General features: G+C 69.7%; 12 protein-coding genes. 6 read left to right on the forward strand and 6 right to left on the reverse strand.

What is annotated here, in order from left to right; translation table 11 throughout:
• Positions 1-15: 15 nt before the first annotated feature.
• The 5 genes from EPAKOI_RS09465 to hrpA all read right to left on the reverse strand — a co-directional run bounded on the left by EPAKOI_RS09465 (position 16) and on the right by hrpA (position 8156).
• Positions 16-891 (reverse strand): EI24 domain-containing protein, encoded by an 876-nt coding sequence (locus EPAKOI_RS09465; protein WP_124684013.1) that lies wholly within the window; start codon positions 889-891, stop codon positions 16-18.
• Positions 892-954: 63 nt separating this feature from the next.
• Positions 955-1950: a sterol desaturase family protein gene (locus tag EPAKOI_RS09470; RefSeq protein ID WP_313840035.1), complete on the reverse strand. Its 996-nt coding sequence runs from the start codon at positions 1948-1950 to the stop codon at positions 955-957.
• On the reverse strand, positions 1950-2762 hold the full coding sequence (locus tag EPAKOI_RS09475; RefSeq protein ID WP_423192081.1) for a polysaccharide deacetylase family protein: 813 nt from the start codon (positions 2760-2762) through the stop codon (positions 1950-1952). The genes EPAKOI_RS09470 and EPAKOI_RS09475 overlap by 1 nt, the downstream gene beginning before the upstream one ends.
• A 7-nt stretch (positions 2763-2769) precedes the next feature.
• Positions 2770-3750, reverse strand: coding sequence for a beta-propeller fold lactonase family protein (locus tag EPAKOI_RS09480; protein ID WP_423192082.1), 981 nt, complete (start codon positions 3748-3750; stop codon positions 2770-2772).
• 311 nt (positions 3751-4061) lie between these two features.
• Positions 4062-8156 (reverse strand): ATP-dependent RNA helicase HrpA, encoded by a 4095-nt coding sequence (gene hrpA / locus EPAKOI_RS09485; protein WP_423192083.1) that lies wholly within the window; start codon positions 8154-8156, stop codon positions 4062-4064.
• Positions 8157-8179: 23 nt separating this feature from the next.
• Between hrpA and argA the strand changes: the two genes are divergently transcribed.
• From argA to EPAKOI_RS09505, 4 genes are all read left to right on the forward strand, one after another.
• Positions 8180-9652: an amino-acid N-acetyltransferase gene (argA, locus tag EPAKOI_RS09490; protein WP_124684009.1), complete on the forward strand. Its 1473-nt coding sequence runs from the start codon at positions 8180-8182 to the stop codon at positions 9650-9652.
• A 102-nt stretch (positions 9653-9754) separates the two neighbouring features.
• Complete coding sequence (locus tag EPAKOI_RS09495) at positions 9755-10030, forward strand: oxidative damage protection protein (protein ID WP_066733742.1); 276 nt, start codon at positions 9755-9757, stop codon at positions 10028-10030.
• Positions 10031-10207: 177 nt separating this feature from the next.
• Positions 10208-12781 carry a hypothetical protein gene (locus tag EPAKOI_RS09500; RefSeq protein ID WP_423192084.1) on the forward strand — a complete coding sequence of 858 codons (2574 nt, stop codon included), beginning with the start codon at positions 10208-10210 and terminating at the stop codon, positions 12779-12781.
• Positions 12782-12968: 187 nt separating this feature from the next.
• The gene (locus EPAKOI_RS09505; protein WP_423192085.1) at positions 12969-13811 is read left to right on the forward strand and encodes a class I SAM-dependent methyltransferase; all 843 of its coding nucleotides are present in this window, start codon (positions 12969-12971) and stop codon (positions 13809-13811) included.
• Between the two features lie 39 nt (positions 13812-13850).
• On the opposite strand, the gene EPAKOI_RS09510 is transcribed toward EPAKOI_RS09505, so the two are convergent.
• Positions 13851-14789, reverse strand: coding sequence for a helix-turn-helix transcriptional regulator (locus EPAKOI_RS09510; RefSeq protein ID WP_423192086.1), 939 nt, complete (start codon positions 14787-14789; stop codon positions 13851-13853).
• A gap of 255 nt (positions 14790-15044) precedes the next feature.
• Between EPAKOI_RS09510 and EPAKOI_RS09515 the strand changes: the two genes are divergently transcribed.
• On the forward strand, positions 15045-18797 hold the full coding sequence (locus EPAKOI_RS09515; RefSeq protein ID WP_423192087.1) for a TonB-dependent receptor domain-containing protein: 3753 nt from the start codon (positions 15045-15047) through the stop codon (positions 18795-18797).
• Positions 18794-20584 (forward strand): ABC transporter ATP-binding protein, encoded by a 1791-nt coding sequence (locus EPAKOI_RS09520; RefSeq protein ID WP_423192088.1) that lies wholly within the window; start codon positions 18794-18796, stop codon positions 20582-20584. Before EPAKOI_RS09515 ends, EPAKOI_RS09520 begins: the two co-directional genes overlap by 4 nt.
• The last annotated feature ends 6 nt before the right edge of the window (positions 20585-20590 follow it).

Consider the following 20590-nt stretch of genomic DNA (forward strand, 5'->3'; position numbering starts at 1 on the left):
CGCTTGTCTTGATGTTCAGGGTTGTCCGATGCGGCGCACGTCCGACGGCGCCAGGTCGATCACGTCGCCCGCGGGCGGCGGTGGCGGTGCCGCGGCCGCCCGTTCGGCGCGCAGGTCCGCCAGCGCCCGCAGGCAGAAATGGCCGAACCAGAGCGCCGAGAAGATGAAGATCAGCACGTAGAGCCACAGCGTGCCGGCCAGCACCACCGGAAACAGGAAGATGATGACCGCCGACCAGACCCACAGCAAGGTCGGCGCCGATCCCAGCAGCCCCACGGCCACGCCGATCATCAGCAGCGGCATGCGGTGGCGCTTCATCAGCGTCTTGCGCTCCTCGGCCGTGGCGTGCTCCGACAGCGCGTCGTACGTCATCACGCGATAGGTCAGCCAGCCCCACAGCACCGGCGGGATCAGCGCGAAGAATGGCGGAATCAGCCACAGCGGCATGGTCACCACGATCAGCAGCAGGAACACCACCGTATTGCCCAGCGCCTGGAACACGCTGCCGGCGATGCTGCCGCCGTGCGCCTTGTGCAGGTCCGGATAGCTGCGCTCCAGGTGCCGCACCACCGCCGGCACCGAGAACAAACTGATGAAGACCAGCATCGACGCGATCACCAGCGGAATCGCCAGCGTCAGCACGAACAGCGGCGCCACCACGGTGCGCAGCGACTGCAGGCCCAGCCAGTCGAGCATCGAATAGATCCAGCTCGTGAAGACCGAGCCTTCCAGCAGCGTGCGGGCGCCGCCCATGATGGGGTCCCAGCCCCACCAGATCAGGCCGCCCCAGAGCACGGTGGCCAGGACAAAGGGGATGACCGTCAGCATCAGCATGCGCGGATGAAACTGGCCGGCCACGGCACGCCCAAACGAGCGGAGGATATCGTTCATGCAGCTTGCGCGAAGGAGTTCAGGAAAGCCACGAGAGCCTAGCACAGCCTCGCGGCGCCCCGCTCAGCCCAGCCGCAGCAGGCGCTTGATGCCCAGCCACTGCTGGGCCAGGAAGCCGGCGCCGTAGTCGCGGCCGCGGCCCGTGGGCGGCGGCAGCTGGTCGCGGATGCCGGTGGGGTAATAGGCGTCTGTGAACACGGCCGTGCGGAACAGCATGTCCCACCACGGAAAGATCACGCCGTAGTTGCAGCCGCCCAGCCGCACGGGCCGGCCGTCGGCAGCCGCCTGCTCGTGACCCAGGCCCACGGCATGGTGCGTACGATGAAAGCGCGGCGACACCAGCAGCCGCTCGCCCAGCCAGCCGAAGTGCAGCTTCAGGTTGGCGTGCTGCAGGCTTTGCAGCAGTTGGGACAGCGCCACCAGCAGCACGTACTGCGACGGCTCCACGCCCACGCCCAGCGCCACCGTGGCGAACACGGCATCGCGCAGGATATCGTCCAGCAGGTGGTTGCGGTTGTCGCTCCAGAGCGTCATCTGGCGCTGGCTGTGGTGCAGCGCGTGCAGGCTCCACCACCAGCGGTAGGTGTGGGACAACCGGTGGTACCAGTAGTCGAGCAGGTCGAACAGCAGCAGGTAGACGAAGAAGCTGACCAGCGGCACCGACGTCACGCCCGGCCACCAGTCCTCGACGTTGATCCGCTGCCAGCCCAGCAGTCGCAGGTGGCCCTCGATGCCGTCCATCAGCGGCGCCAGCACGAAGAACATCGCCAGCCGGAACAGCCCCAGCCGGTGGATCACCGTGTAGAGCATGTCGGTGCGGATGGCCCTGCGGTCGGTCACCGGCTCCACGGGGCGCAGCTTTTCCAGCGGCCCGAGGATCAGCACCATCACCGCGATCTGGACCAGGCCCACCAGCAGCCATTCCGTGCCCGTGAAGGCGTCCTCGGCGTAGCCGCCGAAGCCGAGGTTGTAGACCACGGGCAGGATGGCGTCCTGGAACACCGTGGCCTCGATCTGGCCGACCCAGAGGTTGAGCCAGTTGGTGAAGGCGTCCCACATCACCGCGCCGCCCCCTGCTGCGCGATCCACGCCTTGTACTGCGGATGGTCGCGCAGCGTGGCAAAGCAGAAGCCCTTCTGCGCCAGCCCGGTAATCAGCGGCTCCAGCACAGCCGGCGCCCAGGCGTCCTTGCGCGACCAGATGCCAAGGTGCGCCATCGTGATATCGCCATCGCGCAGGTCGCGCAGCGCGCGGTCCAGCAGCGCCTGGTTAGGAAATTTCTCGGAAGACAGCTCGTCGCCCAGAAAGCCCGCCGGCGCCCAGCCCACGTGGCGGAAACCGCATTGCTCGGCCCATGCCAGCGTCTGCGGCGCGGTGCGGCCGCCGGGCGCGCGCCACAGCGGCACCATCGGCTGGCCGGTCATCGACTGGAACGCCGTGGCGCTGCGGCGCAGCTCGGCGCAGAACGACGCCTGGTCCATGACCGTGTCCCGGCCGGCGTGCGCGCCGAACTGCGGGCGCATGGTCACCTTGCCGTCGCGGACGCCGCGCAGGTAGACGTGGTCGAAGGTATGGGTGCCAAACGCGTGGCCGTCGGCCGCCAGCGCCTTCCAGTACGGCGCCCAGGCCGGGTCCAGCGAGCTGTCCTTGTTGATGGTGGGCTCGTTGGCCAGGAAGAACGTGGCGCGAATGTGATGCCGGCGCAGCGTCCGGGCGATCAGTTCCGCCTGGCTCATGCTGCCGGTGTCGAAGGTCAGGTACAGCGTGCCCGCGCGGCAGGCGCCCGCGGGCTGCCCGGCGCCGGCCGCCCCGGCCATCCCGGTGGACAGGGCCAGCGCCAGCGCCGCAACGCGCGAAATCAGCCTGCGCATGGTGTCCTCAGTAGAGCGGAGCCCGGGTCTTGAAATAGATGCCGTGCGGCGACTTGCCCACGCGGATCGTCTTCACCAGCTTGCGGCTCGCCACGTCGATCAGCCCCACCGAGCGCGCCCAGCGGAACGTCACCCAGAGCGTCTTGCCGTCGGCGGTCAGTTCCATGTCGTCGGGGCCGGGCAGCAGGCCCGTGATGTCGCCCACCTTCGACAGCGTCTGCTGGTCGATGATGCTGATCGACCCGGACACGCGGTTGGTCAGGAACAGATGGCGCCTGTCGCCCACGGCCCGGAAGTTGTGGGCGCCCTTGCCGGTCTGGATCTGCTTGACCACGGTGCGCGTGCGCCAGTCGATCACGGCCACGTAGTCCGCGCCGGTCATGCCGACGAGCAGATATTTCTGGTCCGGCGTGACCCAGATGCCGGCCGGCGCCGAGCCCGCTTCCATGACCCACATCACGTTCATCGTGACGAGGTCGATGGCGGCGATCTGGTTGGAATCCTGCAGCGTGATGAAGGCGATCTTGCTGTCGGCCGTGAACGCGATATGGCTGGGCGTCTTGGGCAGCGAGAACTGCTTGGCCATCTTGAGCTGATGACCGTCCCAGCGGTACACGTCCACGCGGTCCAGCCGGTTGCCGGTGGCCACGAACCACTTGTTGTCTGGCGAAAATCCGATCTGGTACGGGTCGTCGACGTTCGGCACGCGCTGCTGCACCTTGCCGGTCACCGGGTCCAGAAACACGAGGTCGTTGCCAACCGCGTTGGCCACGATCAGCGACTTCTCGTCCGGCGTGGCAATCAGGTGGTGCGGCTCCTTGCCCACCGGGAAGGTTTCGATCACCTTCTGCGTATCCTTGTCGATCAGCGTGACGCTTGCGTCACCCGAATTGAGGATCGTGACCACTTCCGCGTGAGCCGGCGCGGACACCAAGGCCAGCGCCAACACGCCAACCGCAACTGTTACGACACGACGCAACGCGAGCATAAGACCGAAAAATCCGTGGGAAACAAGGCGAATCGCGCATTCTAACGTTTCGGCCATGCGTTTCGATGACGATATGGAGGGAATCTTAAGGGTTACTTACATTTGGATACATGTGGGCGGTGGGTTACCCGTCCACTTGCCGCTGTCTTCTCCCCTCTCCCGCCTGCGGGAGAGGGGTTGGGGGAGAGGGCCGGCGGTTCTCAGCGCGACAAGTCGCAATTTGGACCTCAACGCCCTCACCCCCGGCCCCTCTCCCGCGAACGCGGGAGAGGGGAGCAAAAAGTCGGCATGGCGGAACACCGTCGCCCCCCCTACCGCTGCATCGACTCCCACACCTTCTGCAGCCGCTTCACCGACATCGGCTGCGGCGTCCTGAGTTCCTGGGCGAACAGCGCGATGCGTAGTTCTTCCAGCATCCATCGGAATTCGTCCATGCGTTCGTCCACGGCGCCGCGGCCCTGGGTGCGGAGTTGTTTCTCGGCGCGTTGCCATTGCTGCACCAGCGGCGCCATTTCCTGGATGCGCTGGGCGTCGCGGGCCGGGTCGCCCTTGAGCTTGTCCACGCGCATCGCCATGCCCTTCAGGTAGCGCGGAAAGTGCACAAGCTGGGTGTATGGCGTGTCGATCACGAATGACTTGGTCATCAGCCGGCTCAACTGGCCTTCCAAGTCCTGGTAGGCCGAGCCGAACGGCTTGGCCTGCAGCAGCTTGCGCGGTAGCGACGCGAACTCGGCCAGGATCGACCCGACCAGCCGGGCGATTTCCTGCGCCAGCAGCGACAGCCGCGCCCGCCCCTCTTCCTTGCGCGCGTTGAACTCGGCCTCGTTGCGCGGCAGCGGCGGCTGCAGGCACGCGCGCTCCAGCGCCATCAGCACAATCTGGTTGCGCAATTCCTCCTGCGTGCCCAGCGTCATGTACTGCATCGCCATCTGCTGCAGGTTCGGGATGTTCTTCTCGATGAACTTCACCTGTTCGCGCAATTGCAGCGCGAACAGCCGCCGCAGCCCGGCGTGGTGCACGCGCGCCGCCTCCTGCGGGTCGTCAAAGACCTCCACGTCGCAGTGGTCGCCGCGGTCCACCAGCGCCGGGTAGCCGAACAGCGTCTGGCTGCCCTTGCGGATTTCCAGCAGCTCCGGCAGTTCGCCGAACGACCACGACGTCAGGTTCTCGTACTGCCCGGCCTCGGCGGCCGGCACGTCGCGCGCGGCGATGGTCTGGAACGACTGTTGCGCCTGCCCGCCCAGTTCGGCGCGCAACTGGGCCAGGTTGCGGCCCATGTCCAGTTGGCGACCGTGCTCGTCGATCACCTTGAAGTTCATGGCGTGGTGCACCGGCAGCGTTTCGAGCTTGAAGTCGGCGCGGCGGATCATCGTGCCGGTCTGCTCGCGGACATCGGCGATCAGCACGTCGATCAGGTCGCCCTCGCCAAACGGCTGCCGGTCGACAAACCCGGCCGCGTAGTCCGGCAGCGGCACGCAGTGGCGGCGCAGCTTCTGCGGCAGGGACTTCAGCAGCAGGTGCACCTTTTCCTTGATCATGCCCGGCACCAGCCACTCGGTGCGCTCGGGCCGCACCTGGTTCAGCGCGTACAGCGGCACGGTCAGCGTCACGCCGTCGCGGTGGCTGCCCGGCTCGAAGTGGTACGTCAGTCCCATGTCGATGCCGGCAATCGGCAGTACCTTGGGGAACAGGTCGGTCGTGATGCCGGCCGCCTCGTGCCGCATCAGTTCGTCGCGGTTCAGGTACAGCAGCTTGCGGTCCCGGGCGGATTCGGCCTGGTACCACTGCTCGAACGCCACCTGGTTGTGGATGTCGGCCGGGATGGCGCGGTCGTAGAACGCGTAGATCAGCGCGTCGTCCACCAGCACGTCCTGCCGGCGCGACTTGTGCTCCAGGTTCTCGATCTCGCGCACCAGCCGCTGGTTATGGGCAAAGAACGGCAGCCGCGTGTCGAATTCGCCCTCCACCAGCGCGCTGCGCAGGAATATCTCGCGCGCCTCCTGCGGGTTCATCGGCCCGAAGTCCACGCGCCGGTTCTGGTAGACCGGCAGCCCGTACAGCGTGCCGCGCTCCAGCGCCAGCACCTGTCCGGCCTTCTTCTCCCAGTGCGGCTCGCTCCAGCTCACCTTGAGCAGGTGGCGGCCCACCTGCTCCACCCACTCGGGCTCCACGCGCGCCAGCGTGCGGGCGTAAAGGCGGCTGGTTTCCACCAGTTCGGCGGCAATGATCCAGCGGCCCACCTTGCGGGCGATCAGCGAGCCCGGCCACAGGTGGAACTTGATGCCGCGCGCGCCCAGGTACTCGCGGCCCTTGCCGTCGGCCTCGTCCAGCTTGAGCCCGACGTTGCCCAGCAGCCCGGTCAGCAGCGCCTTGTGCACCTGCTCGAACGTCGGCTCGGTCTCGTTGAGCCGCCAGCCCTGCTCGCTGACCGTGGTCAGCAGTTGCGAATGGACGTCGCGCCATTCGCGCAGCCGCACGTGGGACAGGAAGTGCGCGCGGCACTGGTCCTGCAACTGGCGGTTGGTCTTCTTGTGCGCCACCGCCTCCTCGAACCACTTCCAGAGCCTGACCCAGCCCAGGAACTCGGACTTTTCGTCCATGAACTTGCGATGGGCCTGGTCGGCCGCCTCCTGCGCCTCCTGCGGGCGCTCGCGCGGGTCCTGCACCGACAGCGCGCTGGCGATGACCAGCACCTCGCGCAGGCAATGCTGGTCGCGCGCGGCCAGGATCATGCGGGCCACGCGCGGGTCCAGCGGCAGCTTGGCGAGCTGGCGGCCGATGGCGGTCAGCCGGTTGTCGTCGTCCAGCGCGCCCAGTTCCTGCAGCAGCTGGTAGCCATCGGCCACGGCCCGGCCCAGCGGCGGCTCGATGAACGGGAATGCCTCGATGTCGGTCAGCCGCAGCGCCTTCATGCGCAGGATCACCGCCGCCAGCGACGAGCGCAGGATCTCGGGGTCGGTGAAGCGCGGGCGGCCCAGGAAATCGCTTTCCTCGTACAGGCGGATACAGACGCCGTCGGCCACCCGGCCGCAGCGGCCGGCGCGCTGGTTGGCGGCCGCCTGCGAGATCGACTCCACCTGAAGCTGTTCCACCTTGTTGCGGTACGAGTAGCGCTTGACGCGCGCCAGCCCGGTATCGACGACATAGCGGATGCCGGGCACCGTCAGCGACGTCTCGGCCACGTTGGTGGCCAGCACGATGCGGCGCGCGTTCGACGGCCGGAACACGCGCTCCTGCTCCTGCACGGACAGCCGCGCGAACAGCGGCAGGATCTCGGTGTGGGGCGGATGATGCTTGCGCAGCGCCTCGGCCGCCTCGCGGATCTCGCGCTCGCCGGGCAGGAACACGAGCACGTCGCCCGGCCCCAGCCGGCACAGTTCGTCCACGGCGTCGACGATGCCGTCGTACAGGTCGCGCTCGCGGGCGCGCTCGGTGCGCGGCGCGGCGCCCTGGCCGGCGGGCGGCTGGTCTTCCTGGATCGGCCGGTAGCGGATTTCCACCGGATACAGCCGGCCGCTGACCTCGATCACCGGCGCGGGCTTGCCGTCGCGCGCGAAATGCTCGGCAAAGCGCTTCGCATCGATCGTCGCCGACGTGATGATGACCTTCAGGTCGGGCCGCCGGGGCAGGATCTGCCGCAGGTAGCCAATCAGAAAGTCGATGTTCAGGCTGCGCTCGTGCGCCTCGTCGATGATCAGCGTGTCGTACGCGCGCAGCAGCGGGTCGTTCTGCGTCTCGGCCAGCAGGATGCCGTCGGTCATCAGCTTGACCGACGCCCCGGCCGACATCGTGTCGTTGAACCGCACCTGGTAGCCCACGTGCTCGCCCATCGGGGTGCCCAGTTCCTGCGCGATGCGCTTGGCCGTCGACGTGGCGGCGATGCGGCGCGGCTGGGTGTGGCCGATCAGGCCGCCGCCGGGCTTGTCGGCGCGCGCCGGGCCACGGCCGATCGACAGCGCGATCTTGGGTAGCTGCGTGGTCTTGCCAGAGCCGGTCTCGCCCGAGACGATCACCACCTGGTTGGCCAGCAGCGCCTGCGCGATCTCGTCGCGCCGCGCCGACACCGGCAGTGCTTCGGGAAACGTGATCTCGGGCAGCGGATTGGCCAGCCGCACCGGCTGCGGCGCGCGCGGCGGCCGGGGTGGCCGGCCCGGCCGGTCGGACCCGGCGGCGCCGGCACCGCTACCCTCGCCTTCCGGGCGGGCCGGGCGCGGGGCGCCCTCGGGCCGGGGCGGCCGGGGGGTGCGCGGCGGCCGGGGCGGACGGGGTGGCTGGCCCGCCGCGGGCGGCTGCTGCGGCCGCACGCCGGCGCCCGCCTCGCGGGGGGCGGGATGCTGACTGGGCTTCGGAGAGGCAGCCTCGGCGGGCTGGGCCGGAACGGACTTGGCGGGGCGTTGTGCTGACATTGGCCGGGATTATAATCCGCCGCATGAACGCCAGAACCGACTCCCCGCCGCAGGACCCCGATCCTGCCGCCACGCCCCCTTCCGTCGATCCGACGGCCGATCAGAACGCCGTCCCGATGCCCTCCGCCGCCCCCGCCACGCCGATCCCGTCGTCCGTTGCCGGCACCGAATCCGTCGAGAACGGCGGCCCGGACCAGCAGCAGTTCGTCGACTGGCTGCGCGCGGTGGCGCCGTACATCCACACGTTCCGCGGCAAGACCTTCGTGATCGCCTTCAGCGGCGAACTGGTCAAGGCCGGCGTGCTCAACGCGCTGGTCAACGACGTGGCACTGCTGCACGCCATGGGCATGCACGTGGTGCTGGTGTTCGGCTCGCGCCCGCAGGTGGAAGAACAGCTCGCGCTGCGCAACGTGCAGTCGCAGTTTGCCGATGGCGTGCGCATTACCGACAACGCCGCGCTGGAATGCGCCAAGGAAGCCGCCGGCGAGCTGCGGCTGGACATCGAGGCCGCGTTCAGCCAGGGCCTGCCCAATACGCCGATGGCCGGCGCGCAGCTGTCGGTCATCTCGGGCAACTTCATCACGGCGCGCCCGGTGGGCATCGTCAATGGCGTGGACTACCAGCACACGGGGCTGGTGCGCAAGGTGGACGGCGATTCCATGCGCATGTCGCTGTCGCACGGCAAGGTGGTGCTGCTTTCGCCACTCGGCTTCTCGCCGACCGGGCAGGCGTTCAACCTGTCGATGGAAGACGTGGCCAGCGCCGCCGCCAGCGCGCTCAAGGCCGACAAGCTGATCTTCATCACCGAGGTACCCGGCGTGCCGGACGCCGTGGGCAAGCTGATGAAGGAAATGTCGCTGCGCACGGCCGTGGAGCGGCTGCAGAACAACCACCTGCCGCCCGACGTGGCCTATTACCTGGAACACCTGGTCAAGGCGCTCAAGGGCGGCGTGCCGCGCGCCCACCTGATCCCGTTCGACATGGACGGGTCGGTGCTGCTGGAACTGTTCCTGCACGACGGCGTGGGCACCATGGTGTCCGATACCGACCTGGAAAGCCTGCGCGAGGCCACGCTGGACGACGTGGGCGGCATCCTGCAACTGATCGCCCCGCTGGAGGCCGACGGCACGCTGGTGCCGCGCGGACGCCACCTGATCGAGCGCGACATCGACAAGTTCTCGGTGATCGAGCACGACAACGTGCTGTTCGGCTGCGCCGCGCTTTACGAATTCCCGCGCGAGAACATGGGCGAGATGGCCTGCCTGACCGTGTCCGCCGAGGCCCAGGGCACCGGCGACGGCGAGCGGCTGCTCAAGCGCATCGAGCGCCGCGCCCGCGCGCTGGGGCTGGAGCGGCTGTTCGTGCTCACCACGCGCACGGAGCACTGGTTCCTGAAGCGCGGCTTTGTCCATGCCACCGTCGACGACCTGCCCGAGGACAAGCGCAAACTCTACAACTGGCAGCGCAAGTCGATGGTGCTGATGAAGAAGCTGTAAGCCCGCCGATAACACCATGCACCGCAGGGGCATGGGCGGCGGCCGCTGCCCCGCCCCGCGAGCTTGGCTACAATAGCGCCCACACGAAAGAAGGAGTCCCTCATGGCCCGCATGGTCCATTGCGTCAAGCTGAACAAGGAAGCCGAAGGTCTCGACTTCCCCCCGCTGCCGGGCGACCTCGGCAAGAAGATCTGGCAGAGCGTGTCGAAGGAGGCCTGGGCCGGCTGGCTCAAGCACCAGACGATGCTGATCAACGAGAACCGCCTGAACATGGCCGACGTCCGCGCGCGCCAGTACCTGCTCAAGCAGACCGAGAAGTATTTCTTCGGCGAAGGCGCCGACCAGGCCGCCGGCTACGTGCCGCCGCCCAGCGCCTGATCCCCGCGCCAGCTTCCTGATGCACCGGCCTCTCCCGCGTTCGGGGGAGGCCATCGGCACCCCTCCCGCCCCTGCCGGCCACCCGGCCAATCCATTCCCACCGCCTGACTCGCCCCCTAACCTGCGCTGACGCCGGCGCGGTGCGCGCCGCGTTCACATCATGCGGAGGGAGGAATCATGGCAATTATTTTTGATATCGGCATCGAGAGCGGCGCGTCGCAGTGGTACGGCGTGATCGCCATCACCAACATCCGCCACACCAGTGGCGCCCCGGTCAGCATCGACCGTTTCCTCGGACTGAAATTCCACGCGCCGGTGGCCGTGCAGCCCACCGACTTCAACGTCCAGTTGCAGAGCTGGATGGCCACCGAGGCCGAGACCGCGAACAGCCGGATCGACGCCCAGACGTGGGACGTGGAGGCCAAGGTCAACTTTGCGTCGGCGCACACGTTTGCGCCGCAGGACACGATCAAGATCGGCATCAACGGCGACATCACCGGCCAGGCCGGGCAGGCGTACCTGGCGTCGTTCGCGCTGGCCGCCGACGCGCTGCCCGACACCAGCGGCACGGTGCGCGTGCAGGCCGCCACGGCGCCGGACACCGCGCTCTATTCGGCCGCGCAGACGCTGACGTTCACGCAGGGCTCGCAGGTCCACGTGGAAACGGTCTCGCCGGGCACCGTCACGCCGCTGGCGCTGCCGGCCGGCACCTACACCGTGACCGCCGACCCGCTGCACAACGACATCTCCACCGTCATCGCCCAGGCCACCGTCCATCCCCAGACCGTGACGGTCTCGCCGGGCGGCACCACGGCCGTGGTGGTGACCTATGCCGACGCCCAGTACTACTCGCGCCTGAACATCGCCATCGACGAGATTCCGGTGCTGGCCGACGAGCAGGCAAACGTGTCGATCGTGGCGCGCCACACGGGCGAGACCATCCTGGCCTTCCCGATGCCGGTGCCGGGCATCATGCCGCTGGGCGGCCTGCCGCAGGCGGGGCCCGTCGACATCGGCATCGCGCCAATCGCGCTGAACAACGTCCGCTACACGTTCCCGACCAAGGTCCGCAACCTCGGCGATTCGATCGAGAACGTGCTGTTCTCCGCGTCCGAGATGCAGTCGGCGGCCGTGGACACCACCGGCTACGTCACGCTGCCGATCCTGGTCACGTCGGACGTCACCGTGGGCACCCCGCTCGACGTGCGGCTCGTGGCCGACGGCATGACCTACCACCAGTCGTTCCCGATCATGGCCGGCAGCCACGACCACCAGTTCGCCGTGCCGGTGGGCCCGGGCCGCTATGACGTGCAGATTCCGGACTTCATCATGGACGGCGTGGTCTACAACGTGCGGGCCGAGGACTCCGTGCACGTGGCCGCCAACGGCACCACGCGGCTGGCGGTATCGGTGTCGCGCGGCGCCAACCTCAAGGTGCGCGGCTTCCCGGACTTCCTGAGCTTCGGCGGCTGCGCCGACCTGACGCCGGGCAACGCGGCCGACTTCGTGGCGGCGCGGGCGTCGTCGGTCTTCAAGTACGCCGGCTTTGACGGCGCGGGCGACGCCAACGTCTACCTGGAATCGGACAACCAGACCACGGCGACGATCCTGCTGGCGCGCGACGTCGAGCAGCAGATCGGCGGCAACCATCGCGTGCTGCCGGTGATCGTGTCGTACACGTGCAACCTGTCGCTGGGCGACACGCCCACGCAGCTCGCCAACAAGCAGGGGCTGGCGCACAGCTTTGCCAACCTGATCCTGTCGCTGAACCTGTCCAACCAGCACATCGACGCCGACCACCCGGTGCCGGCCGGCTACGTGGTCAACCCCGACTTCCTGGGCGCCTGCCAGCAGGGCGGCTTCGGGCCCGAGTACGCAATGCCGGTGCGCGAGCCGTTGCGCATGGCGCTGGACCACTGGAACGTGCAGGCCGCGATCCCGGCGTCGATCACCGAGAACGTGCGCGGCTACGTGGCGGCCGTGAACTGGCTGATCCGCACGGTGGCGCCGGCCGTCAGCTTCGGCTGGCAGGTCAACCTGTGGGGCGTGGGTGCATCGGAATGGATCTACGCCTCGGGCGACGAGCCGGTGCAGAACGCGCGCGCCACGGCCGCGTTCATCGACGCCATGGGCGTGCACGACGGCCCGTACGCGCCGGACTTCCTGGCCGTGGACCGCTACGAGGCCGACGACTTCACGATCCGCAGCTACGCCAACGGCTACTGTTACTGGACGCACGAGTGGAGCCGCTTCTTCGACTTCTGCGCCGAACTGAGCCGCGCGCTCCGCTTCCCGATCATGCCGTGGCAGATTCCGGCCAGCCACGCGCCGTCGGTCTCGGACCCGGTCAACGACAACTTCGACACGCAGAACTGGGGCACGGGCGGCACCTACATCCTTGGCGACCCGGTCATCGGCTCGGACTACCACAACGTCAACCCGAAGATCGTCGCGCTGCGCTTCCCCGAGGCGTTCCACTGGGCCATGGGCCGCACCGCCGAGGACATGTTCCGGCGCTCGGAACCGTTCGACGTGAGCCTGCCCGCGTACGGCGACTTCCCGTACCGCGGCATCTTCACGCTGCTGCTGGGCGGCGGCGCCACCACCGGCATCATCTCGTCGGTAGGCGACGACACCTCGTTCGTGCGCGACAAGCTGCGCGACTACATGCGCAGCCCGATCCCGTTCGCGCCTGACGCCGCAACCGTCGGCCAGTGCAAGGTACTGCGCCGGCCGCGCCGCCGCCGCTAAGACCGGTCGGAAACATCCGAAGCATGCGACGGGGCGCCCTGCGAGGGGCGCCCCGTTGGCTTGCGTACCGGAGCCAGTTTGCACTGGATCAGAGGCCCGGCGCGCAGGGCCGCGCATCGATGACGATTCCCGCTACCATGCCCGCTGCGATGGGCAGCCGCGCGGCTGCCCGCCCACCGGAGCTGGCATGACCTCATCGAATCCAGAAATGCTTGCAGGCGCGGCGCTCTCGGCGGTGCCGTCCACATTGCGTATTCCGCTGGCCGCCCGTGCGTGGGGCGACCGCCTGTTTCCGAAGGTGGCAGTCGACGACCGTCACGCGGCCCGCATGATGGCGGCGCTGGGCGACGACGGCGCGCGCTGGCTCCACGACCGGCACTCGGTCTATGGCGTGCTGGCGCGCACGCGGCAATTCCGCGCGCTGGCACAGGACTACCTGGCCAGGCACCCCGACGGCCACGTCATCAACCTGGGCGCCGGCCTGAGCCACTACTTCCAATGGCTCAACAACGGCCGGGTGCGCATGACCGACGCCGATCTCCCCGAAGTCCTGCCCCTGCGCCGCGCGCTGCTTCCCGCTGCCGGCACGCGCCATGCCACGCTGCCGCTGGACCTGGGCGACGCGCGCTGGTGGGACACGCTGTCGCTGCCGGCCACCCGTGACGCGCCACCGGTATTCCTGTTCAGCGAGGGGGTCTTCATGTATCTGCATCCCGATACGGTGCGGCAGATCCTGGCAACCTTCGGCGAGCGGGCGCCGGCAGGGTCGGTGCTGGCCTTCGACGTGATGTGCTGGCTGGCCGCGGGCCGGGCGCGCCACCATCCGTCCGTGGGCCAGACCGGCGCGCAGTTCCAGTGGGGGCCGCGCCGCCCTGCCGAACTGCTGGCGCCGCACGCGCGGCTGCGCCCACATGGCATCTATCGCGTGATGGACGGCTACGGCTTGCCGTATTCGGTGCTCGGTCCGCTGTCGCAGGCCCTGCTCCGCGTGCCGTTCTACGCGCTCTACGCGCTGCGCACGGCCGACTGACCGCCGCGCCAACGGCTTGCCCGCGACAGCCGGGCCAAGCTAGCGCGACCGGTAGTCGCCCGGCGACATCCCGTAGCGACGCCTGAAGTGCCGCGAAAGGTGGCTCGCATGCGAGAAGCCGCTGCGCCACGCCACCTCCGCCACCGACAGCCCGTTCTCCCGCAGCAGCCGCGCGGCCTCCGCCAGGCGGCGTTCCAGCACGTAGTCGTAGACGGTGCAGCCGAACAGCGCCCGAAAGCCATTGCGCAAGGCGGCTTCGCCGAGCCCCACCGCGCGGGCCACGCCGCCAACCGTCAGCGGTTCCAGGCAATTGGCGTGGATATGATGGCGCGCGGCACACAGCTGCCGCCGCTGCCGGCCCGTGAGCGGGCGGTCGCTGCTTCCCCGGCGTTCGTCTCCTTCGCAAACCTGTCCGGGCACGCAGTCCGCGCCGCACGCTTCGCTTTCCACGCCCGGCTGGAGCAGCGCGGGCGGTTCAGCATCGGCGCCGCCTTCGGCCCATTCGGCCAGTGTCGCCAGCGCGCCCAAGGCCCTGCTCTTGGTCCGCAGGCGATCCAGCGGATGCCGCGGCGCGCCGTTGGCCAGCAGGTCGTGCGCGAGGTTGCGCAGCGCGGGCGGCATTGGCATGCGCAGCACCCACGCCTGGCGCCAGGGATGGCTATGCACCAGCCCGCCAGGTGGCGCCGCCGGACCGGTGCGGTCGAACAGGCTGAGCCAGTCCGTGCGGTATTGCAGCAGCACCACGCGGCGGGGGCTGTGACCGGTGAACAGGTCCACGCCGCGCCCGCCCTCCCATGCGCAGCTCAGGTAGCAGCAGCCGTCCCGGTACGGGCAGGTCTGCGCATGGCCTTCCATCTGGAAATGTCCCGCCCCTTCCACCATCAACGCCAGCGCCACATGGCTGCCGAACGCCGATTCGCGGCGCTCGTGCCCCGCCAGCGTGCCGTCCACCACGGCCACCCGCAGGTCAGCGCCCAAGGCGGACCACGCGACCTCGCTGGGGCCGTCGCCGGCGCGGGAGGCCGGTGGGAACGGGAGGGGATTGGCGCGCATGATGGATGAGAGTGCTTCTCATTAACCAATTCGTGCTGCATCTTGCCAGATGGTGCTCTGTCCGCACAAGACCCAGCCGTATGGTGAAGGCTCGTCATAGCAAGCCAGAAAGCAATGAAAGCACAAAAACCAGAAACATCGCCTGTCAGAAGGCTGGGGCGTATTGGGTCCGCCCTGTTGATGCATCACGTGGCAGCCGGCGCCGTCTTTGCGGCCGGCACACCGCACACCGCGTTGCCGCCCGTGGTCGTGAGCGCGGCCAAGCAGCCGACGTCGCTCGACGCGCTGAACGGGGCCGCCGCGATCGTGAGCGCCACCGAACTTGATTCGCATCAAGTCCGCGATACGGCCGACCTCGACCGGGTCCTGCCCGGCCTCTATACGTCGCAGGGCGGCAGCCTGCTCTACCCCATCGTCACGCTGCGCGGCGTGACGTCGGCGCAGGATCTCTACAACCCCGCGGTCACCGTGTACGTCGATGGCGTCCCGCAGATGCCGGTGTTCACGTACCAGGCGCTCACCGACATCGAACAGGCCGAGCTGCTCAAGGGCCCGCAGGGAACCGTCTACGGCCGTAGCGCGCAGGGGGGTGTGCTGGGCATCACCAGCCATCGGCCGGGGCCGGTGGCCACCGCCTACGCGAGCGGCGGCATTTCCAGCTACGGCGGATACAACGGCAAGGTGTCGGCCAGCGGCGCCATCGCCAGCGGCCTGTACGGCAGCCTGACCGCGCTGACGCAGAACCAGCCCGGCCAGCTACGCAGCCCGTCCACCGGCAGCGACAACCTTGGCGGCAGCCGCAGCGACGCCGGCGCCGCACGCCTGCGCCTGGCGCCCGAAGGCTCGCCGTGGGAAGTCAATCTCGCCCTGTCGGGCGAATGCACGAGCGGCTGGCAGGACGTCTACGTGCCATTCGACGCCACGGGTGCACGCACCATCGTGGCCGCGCCGGGCACGCCCGATCCCAAGCTGCGGCGCTGCGGCAACAGCGAGTCGATCGGCGCCACGTACCGGGGTGCTGGCTGGGCGTTGTCGGCCATCGCGGCCTGGCAGAACGTCCATTTCTCGCGGATGTTCGCCTACGGGCCGATGATCGTGAACCAGCCCGAACGCTGGCGCCAGGACGTGCAGGAGATCCGCCTGACGACCCAGGGCAGCAAGCGTGCCTGGGACGGCGTTGCGGGCCTGTACCGCCACAACATGCGCCAGTCGCGCACGAGCGCGATCGACGTGATGCCGGCCGCCACGGTCTCCGACAACCGCCAGGAGGCGCTGGCCGCCTATGCCAACGGCACCTGGCACGTCACGCCCACGATCGATCTTGGCGCCGGCCTGCGCCTGTCGCACGACAGCGCGCGCACGCAGGTCGGACAGTCGCCGTCCGCCACCGCCGCGCGCGGCAACCGGACCAGCCAGACCAGCGCGCTCGGCGAGTTGTCGGCCGGGTACCAGCTGGCCCCTGCCTGGCGGGTCTACGCCCGCATCGCGCAGGGCTACAAGCCCGGCGGCTTCAACCTGGCACCAGCCGGCACCGCCGACACGCAGCCCTTCGAGGCCGAGCGGTCGGTCAGCTACGAACTGGGCACGCGCTACCACGCGGGACGACTGGCCGCCAGTGGCGCGCTGTTCGACACCGTCACGCGCGACATGCAGCTCTATGCCGGCCCGGTCGGCATGCAGACCATCCGCAACGCCGGGCGCAGCAACGCCTACGGCGCGGAGTTCGATGTCCGCGCGCAGGTCAGCCCGCAATGGAAAGTCGGCCTGGCCGGCTACCTGAACCGCGCCACGTTCACCGCCTACGGCAACCCGCAGGCGGGCACCGACCTGAGCGGCAACCTCGTCCCCTACGTGCCGCGCTACGGCCTGACCCTGGACCTGGCCGGCGACATCGCCACGCGCATCGGCCGCGTCCTGCCCGGCATCGCCGTGCGGCTGAACGGACCGCAATACTTCGACGCCGCCAACACGCTGCGCCAGCCCACCTACGCGCTGGTGGACCTGCGCCTGGCATGGCGGCCCCACAAGCGCCTGGAGCTGGGCGCCTACGCGCTGAACCTCTTCGACCGCGTGTACCGTACGCAGGCATTCCAGGCGGGGCCGTCGATGGGGGGGCGCGCTGGCGTCCGTGGGCCCGGGCCGCATCGTCGGGCTGGACATGCGCTGGGACATGCTGTGAGCGCCGCGTCCCCGCCGGTCGGCTTTGCCGATATCGCGCGCATGGCGCCATGGCCGCTCGCGGGCGCCATGGCGGCCGCGGCAGTCTCGGCCACGCTATGCCTGGTGCCGCTCTGGTGCCTGTCCGTCATCGCGGCGCACCTGCTGGACGGGCCCTACGGCGACGCCGCCCTGCGGCCGCTGCTGGCATCGGCCCTGGCTGCCGTGATGCTGCGCTGGGCGCTGATGGCGTTCAGCCACGCGGCGGCGCACACGGGCGCGCTGCGGGCGTCGCACACGTTGCGGCTGCGGCTGACACGCCATCTCGCGCAGGTGCCGCTGACGGTGGTGGACCGCCGCCCCCCAGGCCGGCTGCGCCGGGTGATTGCCGACGACGTCGCCGCGCTGGAAAGCTTCGTGGCCCACCTGCTGCCCGATGCGACGGCGGCCGTCGTGCTGCCCGTCACCGCCTTCGTCTGGCTATGCCTGGCGGACTGGCCACTGGCGCTGGCCGCGCTGGCGCCGCTGCCGTTCGCCCTGCTGGCGCAGGTCGCGTTGCTGCGCGGATCGGACGAGCGGCTGCGGCAATGGTCGGGCATGCAGCAGCGCATCGCGGCGCAGACGGCGCAGTTCATCCGCGGCATCCATATCGTACGCAGCTTCGGCCTGTCCGCCCGGACGTTCGGCACGCTGCGCGCCACGGTGGAAACGGCCGCCGCGTGGGTGGGCGCCATCGCGCGGCGCAGCGGCTGGGCGTGGGCGGCGTTCGGCGCGACGCTGTCCGCGGGATTGCCGGCCGTGGCCGTGGCCGGCGCATGGCGCTACCGGCAGGGGTCGCTCGATGCCGCCACGTACGTGCTGTGCCTGCTCGTGGCACCGGCGGTGCTGCTGCCGCTGCTGCGGCTGACCCATATCGTCGGCGAACAGCGGCAGCGCCGCGACGCACTGGCGCGCATCAACGCCGTGCTGGCCGAGCCGGTGCTGCCGGAACCGTCACCGGAGACAGCCGGCGGCGCCCTGCCCACCGCGCCGCTGGACATCGCGTTCCGGCACGTCAGCCATGCGTTCGGCACGCGACAGGCGGTACGGGATATCGATGTCGTGCTGCCAGCCGGGAAACTCACGGCGATCGTGGGTGCCAGCGGCGCGGGCAAGACGACGCTGGTCCGGCTTGCCGCGCGCGAGTTCGATCCCGATGCCGGCCGGGTGCTGCTGGGCGGGCGCGACGTCCGCGACTGGCCGCTGGATGCGCTGCTGCAACGGTTTGCCATCGTCGGCCAGGAGGTGCAGTTGCTGCACGGCACCGTCCTGGACAACCTGCTGCTGGCACGGCCGGGGGCCACGATCAGCGAGGTGCAGGCCGCCATGCGCGCCGCACAGGCGCACGACTTCATCATGGCGCTGCCGCAGCGCTACCAGACGCCGGTGGGCGAACGCGGCGCGCGCCTGTCCGGCGGCGAACGCCAGCGGCTCTCGCTAGCACGGGCACTGCTCAAGGACGCCCCGGTCCTGATCCTCGACGAAGCCACCTCCCACGCCGATCCCTGCAGCGAGGCGCTGATTGGTCGCGCGCTGGCGCACGCGTGCCGCGGCCGCACCGTTCTGGCCGTGGCGCACCGTCTGCACACGATCGTCCACGCCGACCTGATCCTCGTGCTCGATGCCGGACGGCTGGTCGACCGCGGCCGCCATGCCGAACTGCTGGCCCGCTGCGCGCACTACCGCACGCTCTGGAACCACTACACGGCCGCGCACGCCCCGGCCCCCGCGCCATGATCGGCCCGCTGCTGCGCGCCGGCCAATGGCTGGCCCCCGTGCGCGACCCCCGTCTGGCCAGCGGCCTGCGCCTGGCCGCGCTCGAAGGCATGCTGGCCGCCGCACCTTGCCTGCTTGCCGGCCTGTTGCTGCAATCGGCCGTTGCCGGCCGCGCAGACGGCCCGATGATGCTGGCAACGGGCGCCGCGCTGGCCATGCTGCTCGTCCTGCGCATGGCCGTGGGCGCCCTGGCCACACAGCGGCTGTTTGCCGGCACCTACGCCACGATGGCCGCCGCCAGGCTGCTGCTGGCCGACCATCTGCTCCGGCTGCCGCTGGGGTGGTTCCGCACCGCGCGCGATGGCGACCTTGCGGCGCGGCTGACCGGCGACCTCGAACTGATCGAGCACTTGTGGGCCCATTGCCTTGGCCTGTTCGCAAGCACGCTGGCAACGCTGCTGTGCCTGCTGGCCGGTCTGGCCTGGGTGGACGGCACACTGGCCCTTGCCGTCGCCGCCACGCTGCCGCTTGCCGGCCTGGCGCTTGCGCAGGGCCAGCGCGCCGCCGTGCGGGCCGGCAGCCGCGCGCTGCACAGCGCCAGCGCAATGCAGGCGGAACTGCACGGCTACCTGTCGACATTGCGCGTGCATCGCTACCACGGCCGGCTGGGCAGCGGCTGGCGGCGCCTGGAGGGCACCATGGCGGTCCATCTGCGCCACATGCTCGCACTGGAACGACGCCCCGCGGCCTGGGTGGCCGCGCTTGGCGCCGCCGCCGAGGGCAGCTTCGTGCTGGTGGCCGTACTGGCCGCCTGGCGCGTGACTCAGGGGGCGCTGCCAGCGGCCACATGGGTGCTGTTCGTGGTCATCGCCCTGCCGTTGTACCGGCTGCTCCAGGATCTGGGCGTGGCCGCCGTGATGCTGCGCTTCGGCCAGCGGGCGCTCGCGCGCGTCGAGACGCTGCGCGATACGCCCCCCCTGCCCGAACCGGCAGCGCCAACCCTGCCCACGCGTTTCGATATCGCGCTGGACGGCGTCGCATTTGCCCACGACGACGCTCACGCGCAGCAACCCGGTCATGCGCGCGCTGACAGGGGCAAGCCCGTAGCCGGACTGCACGGCCTGTCGTGCGCGATTCCCGCCCATGGGCTGACGGCCATCGTCGGGGCCAGCGGCGCCGGCAAGAGCACGCTGCTGCATCTGCTTTGCCGCCTCTGGGACGTGGACGCAGGCGCCATCCGCATCGGTGGCGTCGACCTGCGCGCCATGGGCAGCGACGCGCTGCACCGGCACATGGCGCTTGTCTCGCAGGACGTCGTGCTGCTGCCCGGCACGGTGCTGGACAACCTGCGGCTCGGCAACCCCCATGCCACGCGCGATGCCGTGAAGCGGGCGGCCCGGCTGGCGCAGGCACACGACTTCATCGAACGCCTGCCGGACGGCTACGACACCGACCTCGACGCCACGGGCATCGACCTGTCCGGCGGCGAACGCCAGCGCCTGTCTCTGGCCCGCGCGCTGGTGCGCGACGTACCCATCCTGCTGCTGGACGAGGCCACCGCCAGCGTGGACGCCGCCACGGATGCCGCCATCGCCAGCGGCCTGGCCACCCAACGCCACCGGGCCGTCGTGATGGTGACGCACCGGCTGCAGCACCTGCGCCATGCCGACCGCATCCTGGTGCTCGACGCCGGCCGACTCGTGGAAGCCGGCACACACGACGCCCTGCTCGCTGCCGACGGCCGCTACGCGCGCTTCTGGCAAGGCCAAACCGTACCGGCCGCGCCACTCGCCGCCAGCACGCCTTAACCGTTC

Source organism: Cupriavidus sp. H18C2, from assembly GCF_049393795.1.
Classification (GTDB): Bacteria; Pseudomonadota; Gammaproteobacteria; order Burkholderiales; family Burkholderiaceae; genus Cupriavidus; species Cupriavidus pauculus_C.